This window comes from Acidihalobacter sp. (assembly GCF_037381185.1).
Taxonomy (GTDB): Bacteria; Pseudomonadota; Gammaproteobacteria; order DSM-5130; family Acidihalobacteraceae; genus Acidihalobacter_A.
The window spans coordinates 1-22,106 of record NZ_JARRQY010000033.1 but is presented as its reverse complement, the minus strand read 5'-3'; the positions used below and the strand labels follow the sequence as shown (position 1 = coordinate 22,106).

24 protein-coding genes, 1 tRNA gene and 1 pseudogene are annotated in these 22,106 nt (G+C 62.9%); 18 read left to right on the top strand and 8 right to left on the bottom strand.

Annotated features, from left to right (window positions below; genetic code table 11):
• Positions 1 to 52 precede the first annotated feature (52 nt).
• On the top strand, positions 53 to 2,314 hold the full coding sequence (clpA, locus tag P8014_RS12245) for an ATP-dependent Clp protease ATP-binding subunit ClpA (protein ID WP_337817646.1): 2,262 nt from the start codon (positions 53 to 55) through the stop codon (positions 2,312 to 2,314).
• A gap of 21 nt (positions 2,315 to 2,335) precedes the next feature.
• Here clpA and infA read toward each other — a convergent pair whose 3' ends face one another.
• The gene (gene infA / locus P8014_RS12240; protein WP_337817610.1) at positions 2,336 to 2,554 is read right to left on the bottom strand and encodes a translation initiation factor IF-1; all 219 of its coding nucleotides are present in this window, start codon (positions 2,552 to 2,554) and stop codon (positions 2,336 to 2,338) included.
• Positions 2,555 to 2,723: 169 nt separating this feature from the next.
• Between infA and fabD the strand changes: the two genes are divergently transcribed.
• From fabD to P8014_RS12190, 10 genes and pseudogenes are all read left to right on the top strand, one after another.
• Positions 2,724 to 3,668, top strand: a complete 945-nt coding sequence (gene fabD, locus P8014_RS12235; protein ID WP_337817609.1) for an ACP S-malonyltransferase — start codon at positions 2,724 to 2,726, stop codon at positions 3,666 to 3,668.
• Positions 3,665 to 4,303 (top strand): annotated as a pseudogene (fabG, locus tag P8014_RS12230) (3-oxoacyl-ACP reductase FabG); the annotation flags it as partial. The gene fabD and the pseudogene fabG, both read left to right, overlap by 4 nt.
• Before the next feature lie 36 nt (positions 4,304 to 4,339).
• The gene (gene acpP, locus P8014_RS12225) at positions 4,340 to 4,576 is read left to right on the top strand and encodes an acyl carrier protein (protein WP_337817645.1); all 237 of its coding nucleotides are present in this window, start codon (positions 4,340 to 4,342) and stop codon (positions 4,574 to 4,576) included.
• Positions 4,577 to 4,679: 103 nt separating this feature from the next.
• Entirely contained in the window at positions 4,680 to 5,918 is a 1,239-nt protein-coding gene (gene fabF / locus P8014_RS12220; RefSeq protein ID WP_337817608.1) for a beta-ketoacyl-ACP synthase II, read from the top strand.
• A gap of 74 nt (positions 5,919 to 5,992) precedes the next feature.
• Positions 5,993 to 7,309, top strand: a complete 1,317-nt coding sequence (locus P8014_RS12215) for an aminodeoxychorismate synthase component I (RefSeq protein ID WP_337817607.1) — start codon at positions 5,993 to 5,995, stop codon at positions 7,307 to 7,309.
• Positions 7,306 to 8,115 carry an aminodeoxychorismate lyase gene (pabC, locus tag P8014_RS12210; RefSeq protein WP_337817606.1) on the top strand — a complete coding sequence of 270 codons (810 nt, stop codon included), beginning with the start codon at positions 7,306 to 7,308 and terminating at the stop codon, positions 8,113 to 8,115. Before P8014_RS12215 ends, pabC begins: the two co-directional genes overlap by 4 nt.
• Before the next feature lie 2 nt (positions 8,116 to 8,117).
• Entirely contained in the window at positions 8,118 to 9,134 is a 1,017-nt protein-coding gene (gene mltG, locus P8014_RS12205) for an endolytic transglycosylase MltG (protein WP_337817605.1), read from the top strand.
• Positions 9,135 to 9,138: 4 nt separating this feature from the next.
• Positions 9,139 to 9,780 carry a dTMP kinase gene (gene tmk / locus P8014_RS12200; RefSeq protein ID WP_337817604.1) on the top strand — a complete coding sequence of 214 codons (642 nt, stop codon included), beginning with the start codon at positions 9,139 to 9,141 and terminating at the stop codon, positions 9,778 to 9,780.
• A complete protein-coding gene (holB, locus tag P8014_RS12195) occupies positions 9,777 to 10,739 on the top strand; it encodes a DNA polymerase III subunit delta' (RefSeq protein WP_337817603.1) in 963 nt (320 codons plus the stop codon). Before tmk ends, holB begins: the two co-directional genes overlap by 4 nt.
• Positions 10,740 to 10,752: 13 nt before the next feature.
• Positions 10,753 to 11,094: a PilZ domain-containing protein gene (locus P8014_RS12190; RefSeq protein WP_337817602.1), complete on the top strand. Its 342-nt coding sequence runs from the start codon at positions 10,753 to 10,755 to the stop codon at positions 11,092 to 11,094.
• An 884-nt stretch (positions 11,095 to 11,978) separates the two neighbouring features.
• On the opposite strand, the gene P8014_RS12185 is transcribed toward P8014_RS12190, so the two are convergent.
• Positions 11,979 to 12,746, bottom strand: coding sequence for an ABC transporter permease (locus P8014_RS12185; RefSeq protein WP_337817601.1), 768 nt, complete (start codon positions 12,744 to 12,746; stop codon positions 11,979 to 11,981).
• An 81-nt stretch (positions 12,747 to 12,827) separates the two neighbouring features.
• On the bottom strand, positions 12,828 to 13,787 hold the full coding sequence (locus tag P8014_RS12180) for an ABC transporter ATP-binding protein (RefSeq protein ID WP_337817600.1): 960 nt from the start codon (positions 13,785 to 13,787) through the stop codon (positions 12,828 to 12,830).
• A 94-nt stretch (positions 13,788 to 13,881) separates the two neighbouring features.
• Between P8014_RS12180 and P8014_RS12175 the strand changes: the two genes are divergently transcribed.
• Positions 13,882 to 15,264, top strand: a complete 1,383-nt coding sequence (locus P8014_RS12175) for a leucyl aminopeptidase family protein (RefSeq protein ID WP_337817644.1) — start codon at positions 13,882 to 13,884, stop codon at positions 15,262 to 15,264.
• Positions 15,265 to 15,278: 14 nt separating this feature from the next.
• A complete protein-coding gene (gene dusA / locus P8014_RS12170; RefSeq protein ID WP_337817599.1) occupies positions 15,279 to 16,307 on the top strand; it encodes a tRNA dihydrouridine(20/20a) synthase DusA in 1,029 nt (342 codons plus the stop codon).
• Here dusA and P8014_RS12165 read toward each other — a convergent pair.
• Positions 16,252 to 16,992 (bottom strand): metallophosphoesterase, encoded by a 741-nt coding sequence (locus P8014_RS12165; RefSeq protein ID WP_337817598.1) that lies wholly within the window; start codon positions 16,990 to 16,992, stop codon positions 16,252 to 16,254. The two genes, dusA and P8014_RS12165, sit on opposite strands and share 56 nt — an antisense overlap.
• Positions 16,993 to 17,086: 94 nt before the next feature.
• Here P8014_RS12165 and P8014_RS12160 point away from each other — a divergent pair, with 94 nt between their 5' ends.
• A complete protein-coding gene (locus P8014_RS12160; protein ID WP_337817597.1) occupies positions 17,087 to 17,437 on the top strand; it encodes a hypothetical protein in 351 nt (116 codons plus the stop codon).
• On the opposite strand, the gene cyaY is transcribed toward P8014_RS12160, so the two are convergent.
• Complete coding sequence (gene cyaY, locus P8014_RS12155) at positions 17,423 to 17,746, bottom strand: iron donor protein CyaY (protein ID WP_337817596.1); 324 nt, start codon at positions 17,744 to 17,746, stop codon at positions 17,423 to 17,425. The two genes, P8014_RS12160 and cyaY, sit on opposite strands and share 15 nt — an antisense overlap.
• A 25-nt stretch (positions 17,747 to 17,771) precedes the next feature.
• Positions 17,772 to 18,149: a DUF423 domain-containing protein gene (locus tag P8014_RS12150; RefSeq protein WP_337817595.1), complete on the bottom strand. Its 378-nt coding sequence runs from the start codon at positions 18,147 to 18,149 to the stop codon at positions 17,772 to 17,774.
• Positions 18,150 to 18,388: 239 nt separating this feature from the next.
• Here P8014_RS12150 and P8014_RS12145 point away from each other — a divergent pair, with 239 nt between their 5' ends.
• Complete coding sequence (locus P8014_RS12145; protein WP_337817594.1) at positions 18,389 to 18,871, top strand: YajQ family cyclic di-GMP-binding protein; 483 nt, start codon at positions 18,389 to 18,391, stop codon at positions 18,869 to 18,871.
• Between the two features lie 18 nt (positions 18,872 to 18,889).
• On the opposite strand, the gene P8014_RS12140 is transcribed toward P8014_RS12145, so the two are convergent.
• Together P8014_RS12140 and P8014_RS12135 are read right to left on the bottom strand one after the other, a co-directional pair.
• Positions 18,890 to 19,213 carry a hypothetical protein gene (locus P8014_RS12140; RefSeq protein WP_337817593.1) on the bottom strand — a complete coding sequence of 108 codons (324 nt, stop codon included), beginning with the start codon at positions 19,211 to 19,213 and terminating at the stop codon, positions 18,890 to 18,892.
• Between the two features lie 51 nt (positions 19,214 to 19,264).
• Positions 19,265 to 19,981 (bottom strand): class I SAM-dependent methyltransferase, encoded by a 717-nt coding sequence (locus tag P8014_RS12135; RefSeq protein ID WP_337817592.1) that lies wholly within the window; start codon positions 19,979 to 19,981, stop codon positions 19,265 to 19,267.
• Positions 19,982 to 20,149: 168 nt separating this feature from the next.
• Here P8014_RS12135 and P8014_RS12130 point away from each other — a divergent pair.
• From P8014_RS12130 to P8014_RS12120, 3 genes are all read left to right on the top strand, one after another.
• Positions 20,150 to 20,237 (top strand) — tRNA-Ser (locus P8014_RS12130).
• Between the two features lie 103 nt (positions 20,238 to 20,340).
• The gene (locus tag P8014_RS12125; protein ID WP_337817591.1) at positions 20,341 to 21,585 is read left to right on the top strand and encodes a DUF6538 domain-containing protein; all 1,245 of its coding nucleotides are present in this window, start codon (positions 20,341 to 20,343) and stop codon (positions 21,583 to 21,585) included.
• Positions 21,582 to 21,950, top strand: coding sequence for a hypothetical protein (locus P8014_RS12120; RefSeq protein WP_337817590.1), 369 nt, complete (start codon positions 21,582 to 21,584; stop codon positions 21,948 to 21,950). The genes P8014_RS12125 and P8014_RS12120 overlap by 4 nt, the downstream gene beginning before the upstream one ends.
• Positions 21,951 to 22,106: the final 156 nt, after the last annotated feature.

Sequence of the window (22,106 nt, the reverse complement as noted above, 5' to 3'; positions counted from 1 at the left end):
CGTGGACCGTCAACGGCCGCGGCGGCGGCCTTTCTGAGGTGAGGCAGCGGTGATGCTGAACAAAGAGCTTGAATTCACCTTGAACATGGCTTTCAAGCAGGCTCGCGAGAAGCGCCATGAGTTCATGACCGTGGAACATCTATTGCTGGCGTTGACCGACAATCCGACGGCCGCCGCCGTTTTGCGTGCCTGCGGTGCGGACCTGTTGACGCTCAAGCGGGAGCTGGAGCAGTTTATCGCCGACAATACGCCGTTGCTGGCCGGCGGCGACGAGCGCGAGACCCAGCCCACGCTGGGCTTTCAGCGCGTGCTGCAACGCGCCGTGTTCCATGTGCAGTCCTCCGGGCGCAAGGAAGTGAGCGGCGCCAACGTGCTGGTGTCGCTGTTCGGCGAGCAGGATTCGCACGCGGTGTATCTGCTGGCCCAGCAGGACATCACCCGTCTGGACGTGGTGAACTACATTTCGCATGGCATCTCGCGCGTCGGTGAGGAACCTCAGGAACAGGAGGGTGAAGCGGCGCCCGAATCCGCCCCCGGTGGCGAGGATTCCCCGCGCAGCAACCCGCTGGAGCAGTTCGCCACCAATCTCAACGAGCATGCCCGCCAGGGGCGTATCGATCCGCTGATCGGGCGTGACGAGGAGATCGAGCGCACGGTGCAGATCCTGTGCCGCCGGCGCAAGAACAATCCGCTCTATGTCGGCGAGGCCGGCGTGGGCAAGACGGCGCTGGCCGAGGGGCTGGCCAAGAAGATCGTCGACGGCGAGGTGCCCGAGGTGCTGGCCGACGCAGTGGTCTATGCGCTTGATCTTGGCGCCCTGGTTGCCGGAACCAAATATCGCGGCGATTTCGAGAAACGCCTCAAGGGCGTGCTGGCGCAGCTCAAGCGCGAACCCGGCTCAGTGCTGTTCATCGACGAGATCCACACGTTGATCGGCGCCGGCGCGGCCTCGGGCGGCGTCATGGACGCCTCCAACCTGATCAAGCCTATGCTCGCCAACGGCGAACTCAAATGCATCGGTTCGACCACGTATCAGGAGTATCGCGGCATCTTCGAGAAGGATCGCGCACTGGCGCGGCGCTTCCAGAAGATCGACGTACGCGAACCCACGGTCGACGAGACCTTCCGCATCCTCAAGGGGCTCAAGGGGCGTTTCGAAGAGCACCATGAGGTGCGCTATACCAATCCCGCGCTGCATGCCGCCGCCGAGTTGTCGGATCGTTACATCACCGACCGCCATCTGCCCGACAAGGCCATCGACGTGATCGACGAGGCCGGGGCGCGCCGTCGTATGCAGCCGCCGGCGCAGCGGCGCAAGACGATTTCGGTGCGCGACGTCGAAGACATCATCGCCAAGATCGCGCGCATTCCGCCCAAACAGGTGTCGTCTTCGGATCTGGAGACGCTCAAGAATCTGGCGCGGGATCTCAAGCTGGTGGTGTTCGGCCAGGACGAGGCCATCGACACTCTGGCTGCGGCGATCAAGATGGCGCGTTCAGGCTTAGGCAGCAGGGAAAATCCTATCGGCTCCTTCCTGTTCGCCGGCCCGACGGGCGTCGGCAAGACCGAGGTCAGCCGCCAGCTGTCCTTGCAGTTGGGTATCGAGCTGGTGCGCTTCGACATGTCCGAATACATGGAGCGCCATACCGTGTCGCGCCTGATCGGTGCGCCGCCGGGTTACGTCGGCTTCGATCAGGGCGGTCTGCTGACCGACGCCATCCTAAAGCATCCGCATGCTGTGTTGTTGCTGGATGAGGTCGAAAAAGCGCATCCGGACGTGTTCAATCTGCTGCTGCAGGTGATGGATCACGGCACCCTGACCGACACCAACGGCCGTCAGGTGGATTTTCGCAACGTCATTCTGATCATGACGACCAACGCCGGCGCGCAGTCCGTCAGCCGGCGCAGCATGGGTTTTACCGAGCAGGATCACGCCAGCGACGGCATGCAGGAGCTGCGACGTATCTTTACGCCGGAGTTCCGCAATCGCCTGGATGCGATCATCCAGTTCAAGTCGCTGGATCCGCGCACCGTGACCAACGTGGTCGATAAGTTCCTGATCGAACTGGAGGCCCAGCTGGAAGAGAAGCGGGTGCACCTGCTGGTCGACGACGAGGCGCGCGCCTGGCTGGCCGAGCGCGGCTACGATCCGCTGATGGGCGCAAGACCGATGGCCCGGGTCATCCAGGAACATCTGAAGAAGCCGCTGGCCGAGGAGGTGCTGTTCGGCTCACTCACCGGGGGTGGCGAGGTGCATGTGGCGGTCGAGGACGGTGAACTTAAGCTCGAGTTCGCCGATACGGCGGTAAGCTGAATTCCGACCCCGATGTGCGGCTTATTTTTTGCGGTAGACGATACGGCCTTTGGTCAGGTCGTAGGGCGTGAGTTCGACCGTCACGCGGTCGCCGGTGAGGATACGGATGTAGTGCTTGCGCATCCGGCCGGAGATATGGGCGGTGACCATGTGACCGTTGTCCAGTTCGACCCGGAACATGGTGTTGGGGAGGGTGTCGATGACCTTCCCTTCCATTTCGATTGCGTCTTCTTTTGCCATCTTGCTAGGACTGAGTCCCTCGCTGTTCGAGAAGCCGCCCATTATCGTTAATTGGAGCCATAACACAAGCGCGGCAGGTTTTTCGGGTACTGCAATCGAGACATTTGCCCGCATCGAGGCCTTTGCCTAAACTAGCGCCTTTTTTTCAGCCCAGAGGGTCAGGAGCTCCATGAGCTTTGCAGCCGTATTTCCAGGTCAGGGATCCCAATCGGTCGGGATGTTGGCCCAGCTATCGGATCGGTATTCCCAGGTCCGAGAGACGTTCCAGGAGGCCTCCGACGTACTGGGGCTGGACCTGTGGTCGCTGACGCAGAACGGTCCGGCCGAGGAACTCAACCAGACGCGGCTGACGCAGCCGGTCATGCTCACTGCCGGCGCCGCCGTATGGCGCGTATGGGAGGAAGAAGGCGGCTGCCGCCCGGACGTGATGGCCGGGCACAGCCTTGGCGAGTACACCGCACTGGTCTGTGCGGGTGCAATGCGTTTCGAGGACGCCGTGCGCGTGGTCGCCGAACGCGGCCGTTTGATGCAGGAAGCGGTGCCGCAGGGCACCGGCGCGATGGCGGCGATTCTGGGGCTCACTGACGAGCAGGTCGGTGATCTGTGTGCCAAGGCGGCGCAGGGCGAGGTGGTCGAGGCGGTGAACTTCAATGCGCCGGGTCAGGTCGTGGTCGCCGGCAATGCCGCGGCAGTGGAGCGCCTGATGGCCCTGGCCACCAATGCGGGCGCCAAGCGCGCGCTGGCGCTGCCGGTGAGCGTGCCGTCGCACTGCAGTCTGATGGGGCCGGCGGCGGAGGCGATGCGCGAAGTGCTGGCGGGCGTCGAGTTCAGCGCGCCACGCATCCCGGTCACGCACAACTACGATGTCGCTGCGCATCCCGATCCGGCCGGTATCCGCGAGGCGCTGGTGCAACAGATCAATCATCCGGTGCGCTGGGTGGAAACCATTGAGGGTTTCGCCGACGAAGGGATCGCAGTGGTGTTCGAATTCGGTCCGGGCAAGGTGCTCAGCGGCTTGAACAAGCGTATCGACCGCACGCTCAAGGTGTTGGGCGTGGAGGACGGCAAAAGCACTGACGCCGCGCTGGCGCTGTGCGAGGAGTACGGAACATGAGTTTGCAGGGGGAAATCGCGCTGGTGACCGGCGCCAGCCGCGGCATCGGCAAGGCCATTGCGCTCGAGCTGGGCCGTCAGGGCGCGACCGTGATCGGTACCGCGACCTCCGAGGGCGGTGCCGAGTCGATTTCCGCGTATCTCGCGGAGGCGGGCGTGACCGGTGTCGGCAAGGTGCTGCGCGCCGAGGAGCAGGCCTCCGTGGACGCTTTGCTGGAGGCGGTGACCGGCGAGTACGGTGCTGTCGGTATTCTCGTCAACAACGCCGGCATCACCCGTGACATGCTGCTGATGGGGATGAAGGACGAGGACTGGCAGGCGGTCATCGACACCAACCTCGGTTCGGTGTTCAGGCTCAGCCGTGGCTGCATCCGCGGCATGATCAAGAAGCGTGCGGGACGCATCATCAACATCGCCTCGGTCGTCGGAGTGTCCGGCAACCCAGGGCAAACCAATTACGCCGCGGCCAAGGCGGGCATGATCGGTTTCGCAAAGTCGCTGGCCCGAGAGGTCGGTTCGCGCGGAATCACCGTGAACGTCGTCGCGCCCGGCTTCATCGATACGGACATGACCCGGGCGCTGAAGGAAGAACAGCGCGAAGGTCTGTTGGAACAGATCGCTTTGCGCCGGCTCGGTGCGGTCGGGTTTTTTTACACAGGGGAATTACGAGCAATGAGCAACGTTGAAGAGCGTGTCAAGAAGATCGTTGTCGAGCAGTTGGGCGCGAAGGAAGAGGACGTGAAGAACGAGGCCTCCTTCGTCGATGACCTCGGCGCCGACTCCCTGGACACCGTCGAGCTGGTCATGGCTTTGGAGGAGGAATTCGAGTGCGAAATTCCCGACGAAGAGGCCGAGAAGATCACCACGGTGCAGCAGGCTATTGATTACATCAACGCTCACCTGAAGTAATCCGACTGAACCCGGTTCTCCGCATGCCTCGGACAGCCCCTGAGGGCTGCCCGAGGTGTGTCTGCGAGCGAATCGGGGACGGTCGCAGCAAGAGGATTCTGCCTTGTCCAAGCGGCGTGTAGTCGTTACCGGGCTCGGGATCGTGTCCCCCGTCGGTTCGCTGGTCGAAACGGCGTGGGAAAACATCCTGGCCGGACGCAGTGGTATCACCGCGATCGAGCACTTCGATGCATCGGCATCACCGGTGCGCATTTCCGCTGCGGTGCGTGATTTCGACGCCAGCGATTACATTCCGGTCAAGGACCAGAAGAAGATGGACGTCTTCGTCCATTACGGCATCGGCGCCGCCGTCCAGGCGATCAGCGATGCCGGCCTGAACGAATTCGGCTTCGATCCGGAGCGCGTGGGCGTTTCCGTGGGTTCCGGTATCGGTGGCCTGCCAGGTATCGAGAAGGGGCATTTGGCGATGCTCGACGGCGGTGCTCGCAAGGTCTCACCGTTCTTTATCCCGGCCAGCATCATCAACATGGTGTCCGGTAACCTGGCCATCATGTACGGGTTCCAGGGACCTAATACGGCCATTGTCACCGCCTGCACCACAGGTACGCACAACATCGGTGACGCGGCACGAAAGATCGTTTACGGCGATGCGGACGTGATGATCGCCGGTGGTGCGGAAATGGCCAGCACGCCCTTGTGTGTGGCCGGTTTCGCGGCAGCGCGGGCGCTCTCGACGCGCAATGACGATCCTGCCGGCGCCAGCCGCCCCTGGGACAGCGGGCGCGACGGTTTCGTGCTCGGCGACGGTGCCGGCGTGCTGGTGCTGGAGGAATACGAACACGCCAAGGCACGCGGTGCGCGTATCTACTGCGAGTTGGGTGGGTTCGGCCTCAACGCCGACGCCTACCATATGACCCAGCCGTCGCCTGGCGGCGAAGGCGCAGCACGCTGCATGCAACGGGCTCTGCGCGACGCCGGTATGAATGCGGACGACGTTGACTACGTGAACGCCCATGGTACCTCCACTCCGACCGGAGATAGGGCCGAAACCGAGGCCATGAAGCTGGTTTTCGGAGACAGGGCCTACAAGCTCGCGGTCAGCTCGACTAAGTCGATGACCGGGCATCTGCTCGGCGCGGCCGGCGGCATCGAGGCTGTGTTCTGTGTGCTCGCGCTGCGCGATCAGGTGATTCCGCCGACCATCAATCTGGAAGATCCCGATCCCGAATGTGATCTGGACTACGTGCCTAACGAGGCGCGTCAGGCGGAACTGAACTGCGTGCTCTCGAATTCCTTCGGTTTCGGCGGAACGAACGGCACTTTGTTGTTCAAGAATCTCTGAGCGGTTCTGTGGTGCAGGCAGTGGTCGGGCCGGCGCCGTTGGGTTGAGGCGTTCATAGCGTGATGGAGCGGCGTGTGGCTGTACGGGTACCTCTCGACGACGATTGGGACCTGCTCACGATGCACCGGCGCCAACCTAGCCGCTATCCTCATTTGCTGCAGAGCGCCACGACCGGCGGCGCGACTGCGCGTTACGATATTCTGTTCGCCTTTCCAGAGCGACGCCTGAGCGCGGCGGCGGATGCTTTTCTGTCTGCGCTGGACGAGGAGTTCGGCGGACAACTGTCCGCTGGTGGGGATGATGGTCCTCCGTTTCGCGGCGGCTGGTTTCTCTATTTGGCCTACGAGCTGGTTTATGCGGTCGAGCCCGTGCTGGGCGATCCGCCGCCTCATCCCTGGGGCTGGGACACGGCCTGGGCTCAGTATATACCGGCGGCGATCGTGCACGACCACGAGCGCGGCGAGCGTTATGCCGTGGCGGCGCCGGGTCGCGGAGGGCTGTTGGAGCTGATCGCGGCGGATGCGGCGGCCGCGGCTGCGCACACGAGTAGCGAATCCGCGCCGCAGCCGGTAGTGCGGATGGCCGAAGAGGAGACTTTGCGTTATCTCGAGGGGGTCGAACGGATACAGCGCTACATCCGCGAGGGCGACGTATTCCAGGTCAACCTGTCACGCGAGTGGGAAGGGGAGCTGGCCGAGGGAGTTGAGCCGGCTGCGCTGTATGCGGCCTTGCGGGCCGCTAATCCGGCACCCTTTGCCGGCTTGGCGACCTGGGGACAGCGGGCGGTGGTTAGTTCCTCGCCCGAGCGTCTGGTGGAGGCGGATGCCGGTTGTGCAGCGACGAGGCCGATCGCCGGCACGCGGCCGCGCGGTACCGATGAGGACAGCGATGCAGCGCTGCGTGAGGCCCTGTTGGCGCACCCCAAGGAACGTGCCGAGCACGTCATGCTCATCGATCTCGAACGCAATGACCTGGGGCGTGTCGCGCGGCCTGGCTCGGTGGAGGTTGACGAACTGATGGTCACTGAAAGTTATCCGCACGTCCATCACATCGTATCCAACGTCCGTGCACGCCTGCGCCCAGGCATCACGCCCGGTGATCTCATCCGCGCGGTATTTCCCGGTGGCACGATTACCGGTTGCCCGAAGGTGCGTTGCATGCAGATCCTGCGTGAGCTGGAGGATACGGCCCGCGGGGCGTATACCGGTGCACTGGGTTACCTGAGCACGCATGGGCGCATGGATCTGAACATTCTGATCCGTACCCTGGAAGTCGATGGGCGACATCTGCGTTTTCGTGCCGGAGCCGGCATCGTTGCCGACTCCGATCCGGAGGCGGAACTGGCCGAAACCCGACACAAGGCCAAGGGCCTGCTGCGGGCGCTGCGGTGATTGACTGCCTGATAGACGGGGTGGCGGCCCAGGACGTGTCGGCCGACGACCGCGGCCTGGCGTATGGACACGGTGTGTTCGAGACGATCGAAATCGCTGCCGGCGAGCTGCCGCACTGGGCGCGCCACTGGCGGCGTCTTGTGCTCGGGTGCAGCAGGCTGGGCCTGGCGGAGCCGGGCGAGGCGCTGCTGCGCGGCGAGGCCATGCGCCTGGCGCGGGGGCACGAGCGTGCGGTGCTCAAGTTGATGCTCACAGCAGGTAGTGCCGGCGTCGGCTATCGCTTGCCGGACGGTGCACCGACGCGACGTGTTCTTTGCATACGCACCTGGCCTGAACGTAGGTTGCCGACCGAAGGCGCAGCGCTGCGTTTGTGCCGGACGCGCCTGCCGTTCGATCCGGCGCTCGCCGGCATCAAGCATTTGAATCGTCTGCACTCGGTGTTGGCGCGCGCCGAGTGGCGCGACGAGTATGCGGAGGGCTTGCTGTGCGATCCCGACGGCTGCGTCGTGGAGGGCACCATGAGCAATGTCTTTTGGGTCGAGGGTGATACACTGCTGACCCCTGATTTGAGCCGTTGCGGAGTGGCCGGCATCATGCGCGAACGGATACTCGAGTGGGCCGATGGCCGTGGTGCGACTGCGCGTATCGAAGCCTGTCCGCCGGAGCGCTTGCGTAGTGCGGATGCGGTTTTCGTGTGCAACAGTCTGATCGGCATCTGGCCGGCCGCGCGCCTCGATCGACATCTCTTGCCGCGGGCCGGCTTGATCGAGGAGCTGTTGTCAGCCGTTCGTGCGGGAGAGTGTTGAGGATGCGCCGTTGGTTCATCATGTTAGGTGCGGTGCTGGGCTTGGGGCTGCTGATCGCGATCGTCGGTGTCTGGCAGACTCTGGAAACGCCGTTGGACGTCCCGGACGACGGTCTGCTGATGACCGTCCCGGCAGGTGCCTCCGCGCGCGATGTGGCACAGGAACTGAGCCGCAGCGGAACGCTCCGGAATCCGCGCCTATGGGCTCTGTACGCGCGCCTGAGCGGACGCGCGGCTCAGATCAAGCAGGGCGAATACCGGTTGGAAAGGGGCACGACGCCGGCCAGTCTGCTGGAGCTGTTGGTGGCCGGGCACACGGTGCAGTACCCGATTACACTGATCGACGGCTGGACGTTCCGCCAGATCATGGAGAAGCTGAACAAGGATCCGCACATCGGCGAACGCCTGAAACCCTCCGGCTATGCCGATCTGATCCACAAGCTGGGCGGTCCGAAGGGTATGTCGCCCGAGGGCTGGTTCTACCCCAATACCTATTTCTTTTCCAATGGGGCAAGCGAGCTGAGCGTGCTGCGCCGCGCCTATGACGCCATGCACAGCTATCTCAAATTGCAGTGGGCGGAGCGCGCCCCGGATCTGCCGCTGAAAACGCCTTACCAGGCTTTGATCCTCGCTTCCATCGTGGAGAAGGAGACTGGTGTCGCCCGCGAGCGGCCGCTGATTGCCGGTGTATTCGTCAACCGCCTGCGCAAGGGCATGCGGTTGCAGAGCGATCCGACCGTGATCTACGGGTTGGGGGCGTCCTACAAGGGCGATATCACCTTTAAGGATCTGCGTCGGGACACGCCTTACAACACCTACGTGCACAGAGGGCTGCCGCCGACGCCGATTGCCATTCCGAGTCCGGCGGCGATTCATGCCGTGCTGCATCCGGCACATACGAAATATCTCTACTTCGTCGCCAAGGGCAACGGCACTCATGCCTTCTCGCGCACCTATGCCGAACAGGAACGCGCAGTGGCCGAGTACCAACTGCATCGTCGTCGGGCGAACGGAGGCTGAACCGATGCGGGGAGCATTCGTCACGCTGGAAGGCGGCGAGGGCGTCGGTAAGTCGACCCAGATCGCCGAGGTCGTCGCGGCATTGGAAACGGCAGGGTTGTCCGTCGTGCGCACCCGTGAGCCGGGCGGCACAGCGCTGGCTGAGCAGATCCGTGGGCTGCTGATCGGCGAGTGCGAGGAATGCATGGACGCCGATACCGAACTGCTGCTGATGTTTGCCGCGCGCAATCAACACCTTGCCCGCCTGATCCGTCCGGCGCTGGATAGCGGCGACTGGGTGGTGTGCGACCGTTTCACCGACGCCAGCTACGCCTATCAGGGCGCTGGGCGCGGCATCGACACAGCGCGGATCAGAGAACTTGAGGACTTTGTACAGCGCGGCATGCAGCCCGACTTGACGCTGCTGTTGGACGCGCCGGTCGAGGTCGGCATGGCGCGGGCGGCGCGTCGCAACAGCGACGGTGATCGCTTCGAGCGGGAGGCGCTCGATTTCTTCGAGCGTGTGCGCGAAGGCTATCTGGCCCGGGCTGCGGCTGATCCGCAACGTTTCCGGATCATCGACGCAGCGCACTCGTTGGAGACGGTGAGCGCACAGGTGCGCAAAACCTTGATCGAGTTCTCCACACAGTGGGGAAGCCAAGCATGAGCGTGCCGTATCCCTGGCAGCAGCGTCAATGGAATCAGCTCTGCAAGCAGCGCGAGGCGGAACGTGTGCCTCATGCGCTGCTGTTCAGCGGTGCACCGGGTCTGGGCAAGCGGCAGCTGGCCGAGGCCTTCGCACAGGCGGCGTTGTGCGAGCAACCACAGTCGGACGGTCTGTCCTGCGGACAGTGTCATGCCTGTCGCCTGTTCGCCGCCGGCACGCATCCGGACTACGCGGTGATCGAACCCGAGTCGGCCGGCAAGGCGATACGCATCGATGCGGTGCGTTCGTTGATCGATTTTCTCAACCTGACGCGCAGCTTCGGGCAGTACAAGGTCGCCATCGTCGACCCGGCCGATGCGCTGAACGTGCATGCCGCCAACGCGTTGCTCAAGACGCTGGAAGAGCCGCCGGAGGGCGTGTTGCTGATGCTGGTCACGAGTCTGCCCAGCGCCTTGCCGGCGACCGTGCGCAGCCGCTGCCAGGTGCTCGGTTTCGGTGTGCCGCAGATCGCCGAAGCGCGGAAGTGGCTCGCGCCGCAATTGGGCGAAGGTTCCGAGATCGCCTTGGCCCTGGCTGGTGGAGCGCCCCTGGCCGCGCTGGGACATGCAGACGAGGAGCGTCTGGGGCGCCGTGGCGGCTGGACTGCGGCGTTGGCGAAAGCGCGCTTCGATCCGGCGGCGCTGAGCGCCGAGATGGCCGGAGCGGACTACGCCCAGGCTCTGGACGTATGCGCCGCATGGCTGCGCGACTTGGCGCGGGTGGGGGCCGGCGCGCCGGTACGGGAGAACCCCGACCGCGCCGGAGATTTGCGCTCGCTGGGCGAGCGGGTAGACTTGCAGGGTGTCTTCGCCTGTCTGGAGCAGGCGTTACGGCTGCGCGGGTTGCTCAACAGCGGCTTGAACGCGCAGCTACAACTCGAAGAATTATTAATGCGCTATCAGACGGCGCTGCGCGCTTAGGGAGTAGTTCTAGATGTCCATAGGCCAAGGCATTCTCACCCTGACGATTCGCGACAAGAACGCGCTGTATCAGGCCTATATGAATTTCGTCAAAAACGGTGGCCTGTTCGTGCCTACGCAGCGTAACTACAAGCTGGGCGACGAGGTGTTCATGCTCATCAGTCTGCTCGATGAAGGTGAGAAGCTGCCGGTGGCGGGGCGTATCGTATGGATGACGCCCAAGGGGGCACAGGGTGGGCGGCTACCGGGTATCGGGGTGCAGTTCAGCGACCAGGACAACGGGAAGGTGCGCAGCCGCATCGAGACCGCGTTGGCGGGTATGCTCAAGTCGGATCGGCCGACGCATACCTTGTAGCGCCGATGGGTTGTTCGGAACGCTCTTTCGGGTGTTTGGGAATTTCGAGTACAAATTAGCGCTTTCGTTGAGCGATTGGGCCGGTTTCTTGCGCGAATCAGCGGTTGTGGTTTTGATCTTGCGTGAGTGAAGGCGTTGTGCTTGCTGACTTTGGGGGCTTGTTTCGGACGCGATTCGACGTTTGGGGCTCAGATCGATCGAAGTGACGCGCCCGAGCCGATTTCTTTGAGTGCGCAAAGAAACCGGCGAAAGAAACGCACCCCAGGATCGCTTGTCCCTGGCGGGCAACCTCGCGAACGCACGCCTGAACGGGGCTCGCAGCCATTCGCTTCCTGCGAAGGGCTGCTTGGCCGGCGTCCTGCCGGCCATCCCCGCCCAGGCGCACGTTCGCGAGGCAAGCGATCAAAGGGGGACCTAACGTCAAAACCGGGCGAGTCCGAAGCGAAATCGTTCTGTATTGGTCGATTCGTAGCTCAGACATTTGGGGGCCGTGCTGTTTTGACTCTCCGGTTCCCGTGTGGCCTTGCCTCGAGCGTGCGCTCCGGCGCGGGGTCGGGCGGCAGGGAAGCCGCCCGAGCAGGCTTTGCCAGGAGGGCAAGTGCCTGCGGTGCCCCGTGACGGGGTGTACGCTCGAGGTTTGCCCGTAGGGTCAAGGCCTTTCGGGCGTCTTTCTTTCGTACCTTTCTTTGGGCGTGCAAAGAAAGGTACTCGGGCGCGTCACACACGTAAGATCAGCACTACCTAACGCTGATTCGCGCCCGAAAAGCACTCCAAACGCAAAACGATACGTGGGCTTTGTGCAGAATCAATTGCCCAAAAACCTCGAGTCGCGCCGGAAATTCAGGCTAGAGTGACCCGGTTTTAACTAAGGCCGCAGACGATCCTCAGGACCGAATCCCCACCCCCCGATTCAACAGCGTCAACGCAATGGCCGACAACGCAGCGATGAACGCCAGGATCACCGCATAGGACACGCCAAGCGGTATGTCGGAAGTCCCGAGCATGCCGTCGCGGAAGGCGTTGACCATGTAGAGGATCGGGTTGGCCAGCGACGCGTGCTGCCAGAAACCGGGCAGCAGGTTGATGGAATAGAACACGCCGCCCAGGTAGGTCAGCGGGGTCAACACGAAGGTCGGCACGATGGAGATGTCGTCGAAACTGTTGGCGAACACTGCATTGATGAAGCCGGCCAAGGCGAATAGAGCGGCGGTCAGCAGGGCGATGCTGATCGTGACCAGCAGGTTCTCGATACGCAGGTGCGAAAAGACCAGCGACACCGCGGTCACGGCAATGCCCACGGTGAGGCCGCGTGCCATGCCGCCGAGCACGTAGCCAAGCAGGATCAGCCAGTTCGGCGTGGGGGAGACCAGCAGTTCCTCGACGTAATGGCCGAACTTGGCGCCGAAGAATGACGATACGACGTTGGAGTACGAGTTGGTGATCACCGCCATCATCACCAGGCCGGGCACGATGTATTCGATGTAGCTGTAACCTTCCATCTCGCCGATACGGCTGCCGATCAGGTGGCCGAAGATGATGAAGTACAGCGAGGTGGTGATCACGGGGGGCACGATGGTCTGTACCCAGATGCGCGAGAAGCGCAGCACTTCCTTGATGACGATGGTCTTGAGCGCGATGAAATAAAAATTCATGGGAGCGGGTTTCCCTGTACCGATCGATGGGTCTGCGGTTTATGGGCGTAACAAGGCCGCCGCGCGGCGGCGTGAACGGGCCTAGCCGGCGCGGCGGATGTCTGTCCCGCTCTGTTCTTCGTCGCCCCCGTCATCGTTGACGAGGGTAAGGAATAATTCCTCCAGACGATTGCTCTTGTTGCGCATGCTGGTGACGTGTACGCCGTGGTCGCTGAGTTGCGCGAACAGACCGCTCAGGCTGCTTTCGCGGGAAATCTCCGCCTCGAGCGTGGTGGCGTCGACCAGTCGCACCTGATAGCCGGGCAGCTCCGGCGCGGCGTGGAGTTCCTCGGCGACGTCGAGCACCACGGTTTCCCGGTCGAGCTTGCTCAGTAGGCGTTTCATGCTGGTGTTCTCGACGATTTCGCCATGGTCGATGATGGCGATGTTGCGGCACAGGTTCTCGGCTTCCTCGAGATAGTGCGTGGTGAGGATGATCGTGGTGCCGCGCGCATTCGCCTCGCGCAGGAAGGTCCACATCGAACGGCGGATCTCGATGTCCACGCCGGCGGTGGGCTCGTCCAGGATCAGCAGCTTGGGCTCGTGTACCAGCGCGCGGGCGATCATCAAGCGGCGTTTCTGACCGCCGGAGAGCTGGCGCGCCATCTGGCGGCGTTTCTCCCACAGGTCAAGCTCGCGTAGATAGCGTTCGGCACGTTCACGGGCCAGACGGCGTTCGATGCCGTAATAGCCGGCTTGATTGATGAGGACTTCCTCGACCGGCTCGAACTGGTTGAAGTTGAATTCCTGCGGTACCAGGCCGATGAAGGTCTTGGCCGCCGCTTTTTGCGTGTCGAGGTCCTTGCCGAACACCGTAACCTGCCCGGAACTCTTGTTGACCAGCGAGCTGATGATGCCAATGGTGGTCGACTTGCCGGCGCCGTTGGGGCCGAGCAGGGCGAAGAAGTCGCCTTCCTGGACGTCCAGGTCGATACCGCGCAGCGCTTCGACGCCGCCACGATAGACCTTCTTTAGGTTTCGTATCGAGAGTGCTTGAGTCATGCTGGAAAGACTGTCGTGATGAGGGTGGACAGATGAAAGTCCGAGCAGAGCAGTCTACCATAGCGGACTTGCTTACCCCTAGGAGACACGGACAATCATGACGGGATTGGTCAGCGCAGCCGACGGTACGGTACGGCTTCTGGAGTGCGTGACGGTCGACGGTTACGACGCCTGGCTACAGGCGCAGCCTGAGGCGGTACGCCAATGGCTGGCGGACACGGGATTCGAGCCCAAGGCCCGCCGCTATGCCATGTTGCCGGCCGTGGACGGCGACGCACGGGCATTGGCCTTGCTCGATGGTTTTGACGACGTGTGGGGACTGGGTGATCTGCCGCACCGGCTGCCGGCCGGCTGCTACCGCCTGGAGGGCGTGGCGGACGCGGTGCAACAGCACACGCTTGCGTTGGGCTGGGCGTTGGGCAGTTACCGTTATTCCCGCTACAAGACGAAGCCGGGGCGCGAAGCGGCGACGCTGCTGATCGAGGACGAGTTGTTGTGCGCCGCGGTGCAGCGCGAGGCCGGGGCGGTGGCTTTTGTGCGGGATCTGATCAATACGCCGGCGCAGGACATGGGGCCGGCGCAACTGGCGCAGGCGGCGGCAGAACTCGCGGCGGAGCACGGTGCCGAGTACACCTGCACGGTAGGCGATGCGCTGCTCAGCCGCAACTATCCGACCATCCATGCGGTGGGCCGCGCCAGCGTGCATCCGCCGCGGCTGATCGATTTGCGCTGGGGCGACGAGGCGCATCCGCGCGTGACCCTCGTCGGCAAGGGTGTGTGCTTCGACAGCGGCGGCCTGGATCTCAAGAATGCCAGCGGCATGCGCCATATGAAGAAGGATATGGGCGGGGCCGCGCACGTGCTCGGTCTGGCCCGGCGCATCATGGACGAGCGCTTGCCGGTGCGCCTGCGGGTGTTGATCCCGGCGGTCGAGAATTCGGTGTCGGGCGACGCGTTCCGCCCGGGCGACGTGCTGCGCACCCGCAAGGGGCTGAGCGTGGAGGTGGACAACACCGACGCCGAGGGCCGGCTGGTGCTGTGCGATGCGTTGACCGACGCGGCCGACGAGGAGCCGGAGGTGATCGTCGATTTCGCCACGTTGACCGGCGCCGCCCGCGTGGCGCTGGGTACCGAGCTGCCGGCCTACTTCACCCACAGCGACGCCTTGGGCGCCGAACTCGATGCGCTCGGCCGCGAGGTGCAGGACCCGGTGTGGCGCCTGCCACTGTTCGATGACTACCGGTATCAGCTCGACAGCCAGATCGCCGATCTGCTCAATTGCAGCACTTCCGGCTTCGGCGGCGCGATCACCGCGGCGCTGTTTCTGGATGCTTTCGTGCCGAAGACTACCGACTGGGTGCACCTGGACCTGATGGCCTGGAATCAGCGCAACCGGCCGGGTCGGCCGCGCGGCGGCGAGGCGATGGGCCTGCGTGCGGTCTACGCTTGGCTCGAACGGCGCTACGGCGGCGGCTGATGTCGATGGGGCGCATGCCGAATCGGCGGCTCAGCGTGGCGCCGATGATGGACTACACGGACCGCCATGCACGCTATCTGCTGCGCCTGATCAGCCGGCATACGCTGCTGTATACGGAAATGGTCACTGCGGCCGCAGTGGTGCACGGCGATACGGCGCGTCTGCTGGCGTTCGATGCCGCCGAGCACCCGGTCGCGCTGCAGCTCGGCGGTGCTGACGCCGGCGAAATGGCAAGGGCCGCGCGTATCGGGGCGGAGGTCGGCTACGACGAGATCAATCTCAACATCGGCTGCCCCAGCGACCGGGTTCAGTCCGGGCGTTTCGGCGCCTGCCTCATGGCCGAGCCGGATACGGTGGCACAGTGCGTGCGCGCCATGCGTGCGGAAACCGAGGTGCCGGTGACGGTGAAGACGCGCATCGGCATCGATCACCAGGACAGCTACGAGGCCTTGCGCGCCTTCGTCGACACGGTGGCTGCAGCGGGCTGCGAAACCTTCGTCATCCACGCCCGCAAGGCCTGGCTGCAGGGGCTGAGCCCGAAGCAGAACCGGGAAATTCCGCCGCTGGACTACCCGCGCGTGCACCGACTCAAGCGTGATTATCCGGAACTTGAGATCATCATCAACGGCGGCATCCGCAGCCTGGCGGAAGCCGAGCGCGAGTTGGGCCATGTCGACGGCGTGATGATCGGACGCGCGGTGTTCGATGATCTCTGGTTGCTGGCCGAGGCCGATCGGCGTCTGTACGCCGCGACGGACGCGTTGCCGACGCGCCGCGAGGTGCTGCAGGCTTATGTCGAGTACTGCGAGCGCGAGCTGGCGCGCGGAACGCGGATGCCGCACTTGACCCGCCATCTGATGGGGCTGGTTCAGGGGCTCCCGGGGGCGCGCCGTTTCCGGCGGCATATGAGCGAGGACGCGCGGCGTCCGGACGCCGGACCTGGACTGCTGCTGGATGCCTGGGACGAGCTGGAGGCGGAGCTGCCGACTACGCCGTCGGGAATGTGTGCACTCGCCGCTGAGGGTGAATTTCGAGCAGGGTGAGCGCCGCGCCGGGGAAGTTCGGTGCGTAGGCCGCGCCGGTGTCCAGAAAGCAGACGTTGTGGGCGAAGGTGATGGGCGAGACCGGCGTATGGCCGACCACCAGCAGATTGATGCCCTCGACCTCGTTCGTAGGCGTATCTTGCTGGACCTGGCCGATGCGGGTGCGGGCCCAGAGCGCGTGTTCGCGAAGGCGGGCGTTGTGCGGGAGTTCGGCCACGAATTCGTCCCAGTGCAGGCCTTCGGGAACATCGGCATGGACTACGCCGACCCGTCCGTCGGCGGTGTCCACCTCGATGGTGTAGGGCAGTTCGGACAGGGGGGCGGGATAGGCCGCGCGTTCCTCGTCGTCCAGCATCAGCCACCAGCCTGCGCCGGCCTGGATCAGCCAGCGGACGTTGATCTCAGCGGCGTCGATGTTGTCCAGCAGCATGGTTTCGTGGTTGCCGCGCACGGCGTGGAACCAGGGGCGGCGGAGGAATTCGAGTACCCGCGGCGATTGCGGTCCGCGGTCGATGAGGTCGCCGACGCTGATCAGTCGGTCGCGTTCGGGATCGAAGCCGAGACTGTCGAGCGCGCGTTCGAGCACATTGAAGGAGCCGTGCAGGTCGCCGACGCAGAAATCGCGCCCGCCCGCATTGCGGGCCAGCGAAAGATGGTACTGCCGGGGCTGAGCGTCGGCCTTCATGGCCCGAGTATATCGAGGTCGGAGGAATTGTGTGCTCGAGAGCGTTTTGGCTGCGAATGCACAGACCTTCGGGAGTGACGGACAAGGGGCTGGAATGAATGACGAGTTGAAACAATACGCGGAGGAACTCGAACGCATCGTCGCGGCTATTCACCGCGCCACGGCGTCGATCGCCGTGGTCAGTTTCGCCGGTTACGGCACTGCGGTCTGGCTGCTGTTCAGCGGCAGGCTCTGGCTGGCGTTGGGCGTGGCAACGGTCAGCTATCTGTTCTTTCGGCTCTATCCGCCGCTGTCGCTGCATTGGGCGCGTTGGCGCAGTGCCGAAGAGCCGCGCCAGCGTGTCGCTCTCGAGGCGCTGGAGCGCGCATGGAACGGCCGCTCGCAGCGGGAAGTGTTGCTGGAAGTGGATGCCTGGCTGCGGGGGCGTGACTCAAAGCTCGATTGATTCGCCCATCTGTTCGCTGAGCACGCGGTTGAGCGTGTCGATCAGCGTCTCCGAGGTGCGGTCGTTGCACCATTCGTCCTGCTGGGCATCGTAGCCGAAATGCGCCGGCCCTTCAGGCGATGCCAGCCACAGCTGCTGGGCTGCCTCCTGGCGATTGAGGATGACCTTGCCGCCATCGTCGAACTCGATCGTGAGCACGGCGTCGATGAGGTCGAAGTCGAGGTCGCTAAGCGTGTCGTCGCGGCTCATGCGGTCGAGGATGTCTTCGAGCGTCTGCGTGGCGTGCAGGGCGAAATTGGTCTGGGTCATGAAGCAACTCCCGATGTGCGCAGTCTCAGCGACTGCTGCGGAGGATGGCGACGATATAGAGAATCCAGGCGACGATGAAGGCCGTGCCGCCCAGGGGGGTTAGGATGCCGAGCCAACGCGTGCCGACCAGCGTCAGCAGGTACAGGCTGCCCGAGAACAGGATCACGCCTGCGAACATCAGCCAGCCGGCCGTACGCAGCCAGCCGCGCGCATCCAACTGCGCGGCGCTGACTCCGATCAACATCAGACCGAGCGCGTGGTAGAACTGGTAATGCACCGCGGTTTCGTAGACCGAGTACATGAGCGGGCTGACATGGCCGTGCACCGCATGCGCGCCGAAGGCGCCGAAGATGACGCCCAACAGGGCAAGCAGCGCACCGAGGGCGAGAAAGGTTCTATCCATGGGATGGTCCCGCTGAGGTTGATGAAGTCCGATCAGGTGGCAGAGGTTACACTACTCGCCCTAACAGGCTGTTGAAATTCGCTCAGGCGAGTGCGAGAGAAGGAAAAATCGGGCGAAGAAGCGCAGTTTACATAGTGTAAATGAGCATTTTGAGCCTGATTTTGATGTCCTATCGTGCCGCATGAGTAGAAATTCAATAGCCTGTTGAATGTCGTCCATACCGAATCGGGAGAATACGTATGCCTAGCTTCGACGTGGTTTCCGAAGTCGATAACCATGAACTGAACAACGCCGTCGATCAGGCCAACCGGGAGATCGAAATCCGCTACGACTTCAAAGGGGCGGATGCCAAGGTCGAACGCAGCGGCGACGATCTGCGGCTGGAGGCGCAGAGCGAATTCCAGATCGAGCAGATGATGGACATCCTGCTCAAGAAACTGGCCAAACGCGGCATCGACGTCCGTTGCATCGAGCAGGGCAAGCTGACCGAGACCGGGCGCCGTGCGGAGCTGCCGGTGACGGTCAAGCAGGGCATCGATGCGGATGTCGCCAAGCGCATGGTCAAGGCCGTCAAGGATTCCAAGATCAAGGTGCAGGCGGCGATTCAGGGCGACAAGCTGCGTGTCAGCGGCAAGAAGCGCGATGACCTGCAGGAGGCGATGGCGCTGCTGCGTGGCGGGGAATGGGACAGGCCGCTGCAGTTCGAGAACCTGCGCGACTGACCCGCCGCTGAATTCCCGTCAGTTGTCCTCTTCGTCGACCAGCGCATCGGGTTGCCAGCCGAGCGAACGCGCGCGGGTCATGGCCTCCTGGTGGATCCGCTCGTGCCGTTCGCGCATTTCATCAGGCAGGTTCGCGACGCGATAGCCGTATTGGCTCCAAAGCGCGGTGGTTTCCTCATAGAGCGCCTGCAGGCGGTTTGCGTCCCAGCCTTCACAGGTTTCCGTCTCGGGTAGGAGGCCAAAGGTCCAGGCGTCCTTGACGATGGCACCGGTCGGCGTCATGCCGCCGAATTCCTCGTTCAGGATGCCGACGTAGGTCTTGCTACGCAGATCAGCGGGCATGGCGGAGAATCCTCGACTTTCTTCCAGGGGCGCATCCTACACCAATCGTGCTCACTCATGACTCGCCGGCCTTAGGTATACGTCGTAGCGCGTGTTTGGAGCCTGGATGCTGTGCGTCGGCGATGCTCCATCGATGAGCGGTGCGCCGCGCGGACGCTTGACCGCCACACGGCGCGCGCCGCAGGCGAGCGCAGCACCCAGCAGCTCGGAGGCGTCGGGGTCCTTGCCGACCAGTTCGCGCAGGATGCGCATTTCCTTCTTGACCAGCGCGGACTTGCTGCGCTCCGGGTACATCGGGTCAAGGTAGACCGCCTTGGGTGGAACGGCCAGGGAGAGCAGATAGCTTCGCGCATCCGCTTCGATCACTTGCACGCGCTCGCGCAGCTCCGGCGGGGCGGTGCGCAGCAGGGCGTCACGCAACAGCAGCGCCATGACGGGATTGCGCTCGATCAGCGTAACGCGGCAGCCGAGGTTAGCGAGGACCATGGCGTCGCGGCCAAGCCCGGCAGTGGCGTCGACCACGTGTTGCGTTGCGCCGGACTTCAGGCCCACGGCGCGGCCCAGCGGCTGACGCCGCCCCGCCTGGCGCAGGCGCCAGGCCGTCGGGCCCTGAGCAAAACTGAGCTTCAATGTGCCCAGCCCCAATTCCTGCGGTGTGTTCAGTTCCCAGCCTTCTTTTCCGAGTTCGAGCACATAGTCGGAGGAGGGGGCCGACTCGCCAAGGAATCGGGCATGCAGATCTTGGGCGACGGTGTGTGCCTGTGTCATTGCATCAGGTGTGGAACAGATGACCGAAAGCGGGTGGGCTTTCGATCCTACGGTCGAAGATGTGTGGGTCATGCTTTGGAAGAGCGTTGTGGGGGGACAGAATGGAACACTTTCGGTATTCTACGCAGTCTGCTTTCGGACATCCTCAAGATGTCCGCCATCGACTTCGGAGAGGTGGCTGAGTGGTCGAAAGCGGCGGTCTTGAAAACCGTTGAAGGGCAACCTTCCGTGGGTTCGAATCCCACCCTCTCCGCCATATTGCTTCTAAGTGATTGATTACCCAATAAAGCATTGGTTGTCAGTCACTTAGAATCAGGCATGTGAGACACCTAGGTGGTACACTTACCGAGGTGAAAAGCGTGCCACTACAAACGGGATTACAGAAACGAGGCTCCATCTACTACTTCCGGGCCCGTGTTCCTGACGATCTACAGCCGTATCTCGGCAAAGAGGTCAAATACTCTCTCAAGACCAAAGATAGGGCTGACGCAAACCGTAAGGTTCGCGAAGCCTCCGTGGCCTTTGATCAGCGCTGCGACGCCCTGCGCGAACAGGACCGGCTTCGCAGGCAACTCCCTCCCAGCGGCCCCATTACCGATGCGCTTATCCAGCAGCTCTGCGACCTGTGGCGTCACATGGCGCTTGCCGGTGACGAAGAAAATCGTATTGATGGCCTGCTGAACGATTCCGAGTACCTTGCCGAACGTCAGGACACCGATCTCGCTCTCAAGGAGACACTGGGCAAGACCGACCTAGAGGCCTTCGAGCCGGCGCTGCATCAGTTTCTCTGGCTATCCGGGATCCCCCCTATCGATCCCAGCCGTGACGGCTACAGGAAGCTGCTCTACCGTTTCCTCCAGACTGCCAAGAGCGTCCATAGTGAACAGCTTCAGCGTGATGCCGGAGAAGTCGTCCTCACGCCCGATTCCCCTGCAAACGATTCCCCTGCAAAACTGCCATGGTCCGATACAGCCCAACCGATAGCAGGGCAGGGCAAAGGCATCACCCTTCAGGACGCCTTCGAGGACTGGAAACGCTACGACCCCAATCGGCCCGACAAGACCGTTGGCGATGTGGCACGGCTGGTCGCCGAGTTCGACGCCCACACACAGGGCAAACCTATCGAACAGATCGAGCGGGCCGAGGTCATCGCCTATCGCGATGCGCTCACGGCACGGCCGCTGGCCTCCAAGACGGTCTCAAAACGGATCAACTTACTGTGTGCGCTGATCAACACCGTGATCGACAGTGGAAAATTCAAAGGCGTCAACCCTGCCCAAAAAATACCGAAGCCCCCTGACGATAGTGTTCCCCGTGAACCTTTCGACTACGACGAACTCCAGCGCATCTTCACGGCGCCCGTATTTCGGGGTGAACGACCATTCCGTCGAACGATGGGGGAGACCGGCTACTGGATGCCAATCCTCGCACTGTATCAGGGCTGTCGCCGCGAAGAGCTCGGTCAACTCCTGTCAGAAAGATCGACGGTATCATCTGTCTCGATGTCACCGATCTGGACGATGATGGCAACCCGCAGATCAACAGCGGCAAGACACTCAAGAACAAATCCTCACGACGCAAGTTGCCGCTACACCCAAAAGTGATCGAACTGGGCTTTCTCGACTATGTAGAGCGTATCCGAAGCCAGGGCCACACTCGGCTCTTTCCCAACCTCAAGCAGATGAAAGATGGGAAATATACGGATTATCTTGGCAAGGCCTTTTCGGAATTTCTACATCAGGACGTTGGTATAAATCATCGCTCACGGGTCTTCCACAGCTTTCGCAACAACTTCCGCGATGCTTGCCGTGAGGCCGGTCTCGACGAAGAGATCAGCGATGCACTGATGGGGCACAGTGACAATGACAAAACAGGAAGAAGCTACGGCAGAGGCTTCAGTATCATGCGGCTGCACAAGGCGATGACGCTGATCGAGTATCCGGGGCTCGAAATACCCAGGAGGGGCTGAAAGCGGCCCAGGCCGTGTCAAAACACATGGAAGATGCTAAGGAAGCGCTGATTTATTCGCCTGAGGCGTCTGTGCTGGTCGTGAGTCTGAGATAATGAGTCATCGTCACAGTTGGGTTGATCGCCATGCAATCGAGCTTTTCGGATCTGGAATACG